The organism is Pseudomonas atagonensis (genome assembly GCF_011369485.1).
In the GTDB taxonomy this organism is placed as follows: domain Bacteria; phylum Pseudomonadota; class Gammaproteobacteria; order Pseudomonadales; family Pseudomonadaceae; genus Aquipseudomonas; species Aquipseudomonas atagonensis.
Genome location: NZ_VXCA01000057.1, coordinates 1 through 10,198 on the forward strand (window position 1 = coordinate 1; position 10,198 = coordinate 10,198).

Annotated in this window: 8 protein-coding genes and 1 tRNA gene; 8 read left to right on the forward strand and 1 reads right to left on the reverse strand. The window is 59.5% G+C overall.

Annotated elements, in window-relative coordinates; all coding sequences use genetic code 11:
* Positions 1-61: 61 nt before the first annotated feature.
* Positions 62-148: transfer RNA gene (locus F2P67_RS27350), tRNA-Leu, on the reverse strand.
* Between the two features lie 226 nt (positions 149-374).
* On the opposite strand from F2P67_RS27350, the gene rnr reads away from it, so the two are divergent.
* The 8 genes from rnr (at position 375) to F2P67_RS27390 (ending at position 10,085) form a co-directional block, all read left to right on the forward strand.
* Positions 375-3,005, forward strand: a complete 2,631-nt coding sequence (gene rnr / locus F2P67_RS27355) for a ribonuclease R (RefSeq protein WP_166226335.1) — start codon at positions 375-377, stop codon at positions 3,003-3,005.
* Positions 3,002-3,766, forward strand: coding sequence for a 23S rRNA (guanosine(2251)-2'-O)-methyltransferase RlmB (gene rlmB, locus F2P67_RS27360; RefSeq protein WP_166226339.1), 765 nt, complete (start codon positions 3,002-3,004; stop codon positions 3,764-3,766). The genes rnr and rlmB overlap by 4 nt, the downstream gene beginning before the upstream one ends.
* A 293-nt stretch (positions 3,767-4,059) precedes the next feature.
* Positions 4,060-4,482 carry a 30S ribosomal protein S6 gene (gene rpsF / locus F2P67_RS27365; protein WP_166226342.1) on the forward strand — a complete coding sequence of 141 codons (423 nt, stop codon included), beginning with the start codon at positions 4,060-4,062 and terminating at the stop codon, positions 4,480-4,482.
* Positions 4,483-4,510: 28 nt separating this feature from the next.
* Entirely contained in the window at positions 4,511-4,741 is a 231-nt protein-coding gene (gene rpsR / locus F2P67_RS27370) for a 30S ribosomal protein S18 (protein ID WP_002551829.1), read from the forward strand.
* A 36-nt stretch (positions 4,742-4,777) separates the two neighbouring features.
* On the forward strand, positions 4,778-5,671 hold the full coding sequence (locus tag F2P67_RS27375; protein WP_166226345.1) for a hypothetical protein: 894 nt from the start codon (positions 4,778-4,780) through the stop codon (positions 5,669-5,671).
* 19 nt (positions 5,672-5,690) lie between these two features.
* Positions 5,691-6,137 carry a 50S ribosomal protein L9 gene (gene rplI / locus F2P67_RS27380; protein ID WP_003221136.1) on the forward strand — a complete coding sequence of 149 codons (447 nt, stop codon included), beginning with the start codon at positions 5,691-5,693 and terminating at the stop codon, positions 6,135-6,137.
* Between the two features lie 121 nt (positions 6,138-6,258).
* Entirely contained in the window at positions 6,259-7,656 is a 1,398-nt protein-coding gene (gene dnaB, locus F2P67_RS27385; RefSeq protein ID WP_090280796.1) for a replicative DNA helicase, read from the forward strand.
* A gap of 116 nt (positions 7,657-7,772) precedes the next feature.
* Entirely contained in the window at positions 7,773-10,085 is a 2,313-nt protein-coding gene (locus tag F2P67_RS27390; protein ID WP_166226347.1) for a YgiQ family radical SAM protein, read from the forward strand.
* Positions 10,086-10,198 lie beyond the last annotated feature (113 nt).

A 10,198-nucleotide genomic window follows, 5' to 3' on the forward strand; every position in this document is an offset into this window, starting at 1 on the left:
AAACCCGCTTTCGCGGGTTTTTGTGTGAGCTCTGAAACTGTTCTAGTCTCAAACTCGAAATTGGTGCCCAGAAGAAGACTCGAACTTCCACGACCGTAAGGTCACCAGCACCTGAAGCTGGCGTGTCTACCAATTTCACCATCTGGGCAGTATCGGCAACGCTTGTGCGTCGTCGATGGCGCGCACTATACGGAGCGTCTTTTTAACTGTAAACCCCTGTCGCCAAAAATTTTGATTTTTTTTACCAACGGTGTTCAAAAGTGCTTTCAGGCGTCGATACAGGGCTTTAGATGGGCCTTATAGAGTCGGAAATTTCCCGTTTGATGGCGCCTATGCCAAACTAACCCGCATATAGACAAGGTGAAAACTCTCTAATGGCCGATTGGCAGTCCCTCGATCCCGAGGCCGCTCGTGAAGCGGAAAAATATGAAAACCCTATTCCCAGCCGCGAACTGATCCTGGCGCATCTCGCCGATCGGGGTTCGCCTGCTGCCCGCGAGCAACTGGTTGAAGAGTTTGGTCTGACTACAGAAGACCAGATCGAAGCCCTGCGCCGCCGTCTGCGCGCCATGGAGCGCGACGCTCAACTGATCTACACCCGTCGCGGCACTTACGCGCCGGTGGATAAGCTCGACCTGATTCTCGGCCGCATCAGCGGTCACCGCGACGGCTTCGGCTTCCTGGTGCCGGACGACGGCAGCGACGACCTGTTCATGAGCCCGGCGCAGATGCGCCTGGTGTTCGACGGCGACCGCGCGCTGGCGCGTGTTTCCGGACTCGACCGTCGCGGTCGCCGTGAAGGCGTGATCGTCGAAGTGGTGTCGCGTGCTCACGAAACCATCGTCGGTCGTTACTTCGAAGAGGGCGGCATCGGCTTCGTCGTCGCGGACAACCCGAAGATCCAGCAAGAAGTGCTGGTTACTCCGGGCCGCAACGCCAACGCCCAGATCGGTCAGTTCGTCGAGGTGAAGATCACCCACTGGCCAACCCCGCGCTTTCAGCCGCAGGGTGATGTGGTCGAAGTGGTCGGCAACTACATGGCGCCGGGCATGGAAATCGATGTCGCGCTGCGTACCTACGACATTCCGCACGTCTGGCCAGAAGCCGTTCTGAAAGAAGCCGGCAAGCTCAAGCCGGAAGTCGAAGAGAAAGACAAAGAGAAGCGTGTCGACCTGCGCCATCTGCCGTTCGTTACCATCGATGGCGAAGATGCCCGCGACTTCGACGACGCGGTCTACTGCGAGGCCAAACCGGGTAAGCTGCGCCTGTTCTCCGGCGGCTGGAAGTTGTACGTGGCGATTGCCGACGTTTCCAGCTACGTGAAGATCGGCTCGGCGCTGGACAACGAAGCGCAAGTGCGCGGCAACTCGGTGTACTTCCCCGAGCGCGTGGTGCCGATGCTGCCTGAGCAGCTGTCCAACGGCCTGTGCTCGCTGAACCCGCACGTCGATCGTCTGGCGATGGTTTGCGAGATGACCATCTCCAAGTCCGGCGAAATGACCGACTACTGCTTCTATGAAGCCGTGATCCACTCCCACGCCCGCCTGACCTACAACAAAGTCAGTGCGATGCTGGAAACGCCGAAAGCCACCGAGGCGCGCAAGCTTCGCGGCGAGTACACCGACGTCTTGCCGCACCTCAAGCAGCTTTATTCGCTGTACAAAGTGTTGCTGGCCGCTCGTCACGTGCGTGGCGCGATCGATTTCGAAACGCAGGAAACCCGGATCATCTTCGGTTCCGAGCGCAAGATTGCCGAAATTCGCCCGACCACCCGTAACGATGCACACAAGCTGATCGAGGAATGCATGCTGGCCGCCAACGTGGCCACCGCCGAATTCCTCAAAAAGCACGAAATCCCTGCGCTGTACCGCGTCCACGACGGCCCGCCACCGGAGCGTCTGGAAAAACTGCGTGCCTTCCTCGGCGAGCTCGGTCTGTCCCTGCATAAAGGCAAGGACGGCCCGTCGCCGAAGGATTATCAGGCACTGCTGGCGAGCATCAAGGATCGTCCGGATTTCCATCTGATCCAGACCGTGATGCTGCGTTCGCTGAGTCAGGCGGTGTACAGCGCCGACAATCAGGGCCACTTCGGCCTGAATTACGAAGCGTATACGCACTTCACTTCGCCGATCCGTCGTTACCCGGACCTGCTGACGCACCGCGCGATCCGCAGCGTGATCCATTCGAAGCAGGACACCCCGCACGTTCGTCGTGCCGGTGCGATGACCATTCCGAAGGCGCGTATCTATCCGTACGACGAGGCGGCGCTGGAGCAGCTCGGCGAGCAGTGCTCGATGAGCGAGCGCCGTGCCGACGAAGCGACCCGCGACGTGGTGAACTGGCTCAAGTGCGAGTTCATGAAGGATCGCGTGGGCGAGTCGTTCCCGGGCGTGATTACCGCCGTGACCGGTTTTGGTCTGTTCGTCGAGCTGACCGACATTTACGTCGAAGGCCTGGTGCATGTCACCGCGCTGCCGGGTGATTACTATCACTTCGACCCTGTGCATCACCGTCTGGCGGGCGAGCGCACCGGCCGCAGCTTCCGACTCGGCGACACCGTTGAAGTACGGGTCATGCGCGTCGATCTCGACGAGCGCAAGATCGACTTCGAGATGGCCGAAAAAACCATCAGCGCGCCAATCGGCCGCAAAAAGCGTGGCACCGAAACCGCTGCTCCAGCGGCCAGGGCTGCAGAAGAAAAGGCACCGGCAAAAACTGCTAACCGTCGCCCAGTCAAAGAGAAGGCGGTCGAGGCCTATCGCCCGAGCGACGCCGTGGCGAAAAACGCTGAGCTACGCAAAAGCCGTGAATTGAAGAAGGCCTTGCTGGCCGACGCCAAGAGCGGTGGTAAAGCGGCGTCTGGGGGAAAGACCGGACGGTCGGCGCCTGAAAAGGCCTCCGGCGGCAAGCCAGCCAAACCGAGCAAACACCGCAAAGGCCCGCCGAAAGCGGGTTCCGCTCCAGCCAAAAGTGGCGGGGCGCGTAAACCGAAGGCGAAGTCATGAGTCAGTTGGAAAAAATCTACGGCGTTCACGCGGTAGAAGCGTTGTTGCGTCACCACCCGAAGCGCGTCAAGCAGATCTGGCTGGCTGAAAGCCGCAACGATCCACGCGTGCAGACCCTGATCGAGCTGGCCAACGAGAATCGTGTCCAGGTCGGCCAGGCCGAGCGTCGCGAAATGGACGCGTGGGTTGAAGGCGTGCACCAGGGCGTGGTTGCAGATGTCAGTCCGAGCCAGGTCTGGGGCGAGGCAATGCTCGATGAGCTGCTCGACCGCACCGAAGGCGCCCCGTTGTTGCTGGTGCTCGACGGCGTGACCGACCCGCACAACCTCGGTGCCTGCCTGCGTTCGGCGGACGCTGCCGGTGCGCTGGCAGTGATCGTACCGAAAGACAAGTCGGCCACCCTGACCCCGGTGGTGCGTAAAGTGGCGTGCGGTGCAGCGGAAGTGATTCCCCTGGTCGCGGTGACCAACCTTGCGCGCACCCTGGAAAAGCTTCAGCAGCGCGGTCTGTGGGTTGTCGGCACGGCGGGTGAGGCCGAAGTCAGCATCTACGACCAGGATCTGACCGGCCCGACCATCCTGATCATGGGGGCCGAAGGCAAAGGCATGCGACGTCTGACCCGCGAACACTGCGACTATCTGGTGAACCTGCCGATGGCCGGTAGCGTCAGCAGTCTCAACGTATCGGTCGCGACCGGCGTGTGCCTGTTCGAAGCGCAGCGTCAGCGCGGTGCGAAAGCCAGGGCAGCCATCAAGAAGTAAGGCTGTACGCCATCAAACTGTGGGAGCGGGCTTGCTCGCGAAGGCGGAATATCAGTCGACTTAAATGTTGCCTGATGTATCGCATTTGTGAGTCAGCCCGCTCCCACAGTACTTTTCGGTGATTGTTCAAATATTCACCAATTGCCTTGCACCTCTTCTGTCCCTTCTCTACAATTGCGCCCCTTGCTGTGACGGCAGGCACGCATGTGCCCCGCGCCGGCAAGTCCATAAGTGTCATTCACTCCTTGTCTGACCGTTTTTGAGCGGCAGGCTACAACCCGTAAGGAGCATTCATGCGTCATTACGAAATCATCTTTTTGGTCCACCCGGATCAAAGCGAGCAAGTCGGCGGCATGGTTGAGCGTTACACCAAGCTGATCGAAGAAGACGGCGGCAAAATCCACCGTCTGGAAGATTGGGGCCGTCGTCAACTGGCCTACGCAATCAACAATGTTCACAAGGCTCACTACGTGATGCTGAACGTTGAGTGCACCGGCAAGGCTCTGGCCGAGCTGGAAGACAACTTCCGCTACAACGATGCAGTGATCCGTAACCTGGTCATCCGTCGCGACGAAGCCGTTACCGGCCAGTCCGAGATGCTCAAGGCTGAAGAAAACCGCAGTGAGCGCCGTGAGCGTCGCGACCGTCCTGAGCACGAAGGCGCTGAAGGCGCTGATAGTGATGACAGCGACAACAGCGATAACGCTGACGAGTAATCCACGGACCTTTTAAGGAGCCTATCAAATGGCACGTTTCTTCCGTCGTCGTAAATTCTGCCGCTTCACCGCTGAAGACGTGAAAGAGATCGATTACAAAGATCTCAACACTCTGAAAGCCTACGTATCCGAGACCGGCAAAATCGTTCCAAGCCGCATCACCGGTACCAAAGCTCGTTATCAGCGTCAGCTGGCCACCGCTATCAAGCGCGCCCGCTTCCTGGCCCTGCTGGCCTACACCGACAGCCACGGCCGCTGAGACCGGGCAGTCGACAAGTAGCAAAGGATTGAATGCATGCGCGCCTTAGCTGAGTTCATCATGCGAGGCCGTATGCAGGCCACTCTCGTGGTGGCCGGATGTGCAACATTGCCGTTGTTGTATTGGTTGGGTGCTGCCGCCGGAAGCCTTGTGCTTCTGCGGCGCGGATTGACGGACGCCCTCGGCGTTCTGTCCCTGGGGTTGCTGCCGGCTTTGATCTGGTGGCTGTATGCCGATGATCCACGGGCACTTCTGGTGCTGCTGGGGTCTTCGGGGCTTGCGTTGGTTTTGCGCGCAAGTGAATCCTGGGTTCGCACGCTGCTGGTCAGCGTAGTGATTGGAGTGGTGTTTTCAGTGGTGCTCGGGGCGGCGTTTGCAGCCCAGATCGAGATGCTCGCGCAGGCCCTCATAAAGGTCATGCCGGCGCTTCTCGGTGATACCTACCAGCAATTGTCGGTAGATGAGCAAGCGCGTTTCGCGTCCCTGATTGCGCCGGTCCTGACCGGACTGATTGCGGCGTTGTTGCAGATCGTCAGCGTGCTGAGCCTGATTGTCGGGCGTCATTGGCAGGCATTGTTGTACAACCCGGGTGGTTTTGGTCGCGAGTTTCGCGCCATCCGGATCCCGCTGGGGCCGGCGATGTTGCTGCTGGCGTTGATGCTTCTGGGCCCGAATCTCGGTGCACAGATGGCCATGTTGACGCCGTTGTGCAGTGTACCGCTGGTGTTCGCCGGACTTGCCCTGATTCACGGGCTGGTCGGGCAGAAGCGACTGGCCGGTTTTTGGCTGGTGGGGTTGTACGTCACGCTGTTGCTGTTCATGCAGCTGATCTATCCGTTGCTCGTGGTTCTGGCCATTGTCGACAGCCTGATTGATTTTCGCGGTCGTCACGTGTCGAAAGACACCGACAGCGCGAACGGTGAAGGTTAAAAGTTAAGAGGATTTCCACATGCAACTGATCCTTCTGGAAAAAATCGCCAACCTGGGCAACCTGGGCGACAAAGTAAACGTTAAGGCCGGTTACGGCCGTAACTACCTGCTGCCTTTCGGCAAAGCTACCGCTGCGACCGCTGCCAACCTGGCTGCGTTCGAAGAGCGTCGTGCTGAGCTGGAAAAAGCTGCCGCAGACCGTAAAGCATCGGCTGAAAGCCGCGCTGCCCAACTGGCCGAGCTGGAAGTGACCATCACTGCCACCGCTGGCGACGAAGGCAAGCTGTTCGGTTCGATCGGTACTCACGACATCGCTGACGCACTGACCGCCTCCGGCGTTGAAGTGCAGAAGAGCGAAGTTCGTCTGCCGAACGGCACCATCCGCAATGTGGGTGAATTCGACGTGGCTGTGCACCTGCACGCCGAAGTTGAAGCCACCGTACGCGTTGTCGTGGTAGCAGCTTAAGCAACACCTGATCGGCTGGCGGCTTGTCCGTCAGACGGTTAACATCGGGCACGATCCTGTTTACAGGTCGTGCCCTTTGTCTTTCTGAATTTCCTGTTTTTCCAAACAAACACAAGTGGCCATGAACGATATCTCCGCTCCCGAGCAATACGATCTGCAAACCGCTGCCCTGAAGGTGCCGCCGCATTCCATCGAGGCCGAACAGGCCGTACTCGGTGGTCTGATGCTGGACAACAACGCCTGGGAACGCGTGCTCGATCAAGTCTCCGACGGCGATTTCTATCGACATGACCACCGTCTGATCTTCCGTGCGATCGCCAAACTGGCTGATCAGAACATGCCGATCGACGTCGTGACCCTGTCCGAGCAACTGGACAAGGAAGGTCAGACCTCGCAGGTTGGTGGGCTGGGTTACCTCGGTGAGCTGGCGAAAAACACGCCGTCCGTCGCCAACATCAAGGCTTATGCGCAAATCGTCCGCCAACGAGCGACGTTGCGCCAACTGATCGGCATCAGCACCGAAATCGCCGACAGCGCCTTCAATCCTGAGGGTCGTACCGCCGAAGAAATCCTCGACGAAGCCGAACGGCAGATCTTCCAGATCGCCGAAGCGCGACCGAAGACCGGTGGCCCGGTGGGCGTCAACGAACTGTTGACCAAAGCCATCGACCGCATCGACACCCTGTTCAACACCGACAATGCCATCACTGGCCTGTCCACCGGTTACACCGACCTCGACGAGAAGACCAGCGGCCTGCAACCTTCCGACTTGATCATCGTCGCGGGCCGTCCGTCGATGGGTAAAACCACTTTCGCGATGAACCTGGTGGAAAACGCCGTGTTGCGCAGCGAAAAGGCTGTCTTGGTGTACTCCCTCGAGATGCCAGGCGAATCGTTGATCATGCGTATGCTCTCCTCGCTGGGCCGCATCGACCAGACCAAGGTGCGTTCCGGTCAGCTGGAAGACGACGATTGGCCACGCCTGACCTCGGCGGTCAACCTGCTCAACGATCGCAAGCTGTTCATCGATGACACGGCGGGTATCAGCCCCTCGGAAATGCGTGCACGGACCCGGCGTCTGGTGCGTGAGCACGGCGACGTCGGCCTGATCATGATCGACTACCTGCAGCTGATGCAGATTCCGGGCTCCAGCGGTGATAACCGTACCAACGAAATTTCCGAGATCTCGCGATCGCTGAAAGCGCTGGCCAAGGAATTCAACTGCCCAGTGGTGGCGTTGTCCCAGCTCAACCGTTCCCTGGAGCAGCGCCCGAACAAGCGTCCGGTGAACTCTGACTTGCGGGAATCCGGGGCGATCGAGCAGGACGCCGACGTGATCATGTTCGTGTACCGGGACGAGGTGTATCACCCGGAGACCGAGCACAAGGGCATCGCCGAAATCATCATCGGCAAGCAGCGTAACGGGCCGATCGGCTTTATTCGTCTGGCCTTTATCGGCAAGTACACGCGCTTCGAAAACCTTGCGCCGGGCAGCTACAACTTCGACGACGACGAGTAACCTGCGTCTTGTGGTGAGGGCGCAGTAATTTCCGACCGCAGCCGTCGGAATTGGTCAAAATTTGTGCTATATTCCGCGCCCGCGAAATTCAATGAAAGCCAACACCGGTTATCGACATGCAAGCAGCCAAGCCGTTATTTGACTATCCAAAGTACTGGGCCGAATGTTTCGGGCCAGCGCCATTCCTGCCGATGAGCAGGGAGGAGATGGATCAGCTTGGCTGGGATTCCTGCGACATCATCATCGTCACCGGTGATGCCTACGTCGATCACCCGTCGTTCGGCATGGCGATCATCGGCCGGCTGCTGGAGTCGCAAGGCTTCCGCGTCGGGATCATTGCCCAGCCAAACTGGCAGTCCAAAGACGACTTCATGAAGCTCGGCGAGCCGAACCTGTTCTTCGGCGTCGCGGCCGGCAACATGGACTCGATGATCAACCGCTACACCGCCGACAAGAAAATCCGTTCCGACGACGCCTACACCCCGGGCGGCATGGCCGGCAAGCGTCCTGATCGCGCGAGCCTGGTTTACAGCCAGCGCTGCAAGGAAGCCTACAAGCACGTGCCGATCGTACTCGGCGGCATCGAAGCCTCGCTGCGTCGCATCGCTCACTACGACTACTGGCAGGATCGTGTGCGCAACTCGATCCTGATCGACGCCTGCGCCGACATTCTGCTGTACGGCAACGCCGAGCGCGCCATCGTTGAAGTGGCCCAGCGTCTGTCTTACGGACACAAGATTGAAGACATCACTGACGTGCGCGGTACCGCGTTCATCCGTCGTGACACGCCGCAAGGCTGGTACGAAGTTGACTCGACGCGCATCGATCGTCCGGGCAAGGTCGACAAGATCATCAACCCGTACGTGAATACCCAGGACACCCAGGCCTGCGCCATCGAACAGGAAAAAGGCCCGGTCGAAGATCCGCAGGAAGCCAAGGTCGTACAGATTCTGGCCAGCCCGCGCATGACCCGCGACAAGACCGTCATCCGCCTGCCGTCGATGGAAAAGGTGCGTAACGACCCGGTTCTGTACGCTCACGCCAACCGCGTACTGCACCTGGAAACCAACCCGGGCAACGCCCGTGCGCTGGTGCAGAAACACGGCGAGATCGACGTCTGGTTCAACCCGCCGCCGATTCCGATGACCACTGAAGAAATGGACTACGTGTTCGGCATGCCTTACGCACGTGTTCCGCACCCTGCGTATGGCAAGGAAAAGATTCCGGCCTACGACATGATCCGTTTCTCGGTGAACATCATGCGTGGCTGCTTCGGTGGCTGCACCTTCTGCTCGATCACCGAGCACGAAGGCCGGATCATCCAGAACCGTTCCGAAGAGTCGATCATTCGCGAAATCGAAGAGATCCGCGACAAGGTGCCGGGCTTCACGGGTGTTATTTCCGACCTTGGCGGCCCGACCGCGAACATGTACCGCATTGCCTGCAAAACGCCGGAAATCGAATCCGCGTGCCGCAAGCCGTCCTGCGTGTTCCCCGGCATCTGCCCGAACCTGAACACCGACCACTCGTCGCTGATTCAGTTGTACCGCAGCGCCCGTGCATTGCCGGGTGTGAAGAAAATCCTGATCGCTTCCGGCCTGCGTTACGACCTCGCGGTCGAGTCGCCGGAGTACGTCAAAGAGCTGGTGACCCACCACGTCGGCGGTTACCTGAAGATCGCCCCGGAACACACCGAGGAAGGTCCGCTCAACCAGATGATGAAACCGGGCATCGGCAGCTATGACAAGTTCAAGCGCATGTTCGAGAAGTACACCAAGGAAGCGGGCAAAGAGCAGTACCTGATCCCGTACTTCATCGCCGCCCACCCGGGCACCACCGATGAAGACATGATGAATCTGGCCCTGTGGCTCAAGGGCAACGGCTTCCGCGCCGACCAGGTGCAGGCGTTCTACCCGTCGCCGATGGCCACGGCCACCGCGATGTACTACTCGGGCAAGAACCCGCTGCGCAAGGTCACCTACAAGAGCGACGGCGTGACCATCGTCAAGAGCGAAGAGCAGCGTCGTCTGCACAAGGCGTTCTTGCGCTATCACGACCCGAAAGGCTGGCCGATGTTGCGTGAAGCGCTGCAGCGAATGGGCCGTAGTGACCTGATCGGGCCGGGCAAGGATCAGTTGATCCCGCTGCATCAGCCGTCCACCGACAGTTACCAGAGCGCCCGTCGCAAGAACTCGACACCGGCCGGCAGCCATAAAGTGGCGAAGGAAGGCAAAGAGAAGACCACCAAGATCCTCACTCAGCACACCGGCCTGCCGCCGCGTGCCAGTGATGGCGGTAACCCGTGGGACAAGCGTGAACAGGCCAAGGCTGCGGCGTTCGCCCGTAACCAGCAGGCTGCCAAGGAGCGTAAGGACGCGGCCAAGGGCAAGGGGCCCAAGCCGGCTCGCAAGCCAGTCGTACCGCGCTAAAACTGCCTGATCCAAACAGAACGCCAACCTTCGGGTTGGCGTTTTGCATTTCAAGATTCAAGACGTGTGCTGAAACGACTGGCCTCTTCGCGGGCAAGCCCGCTTGTATGTTT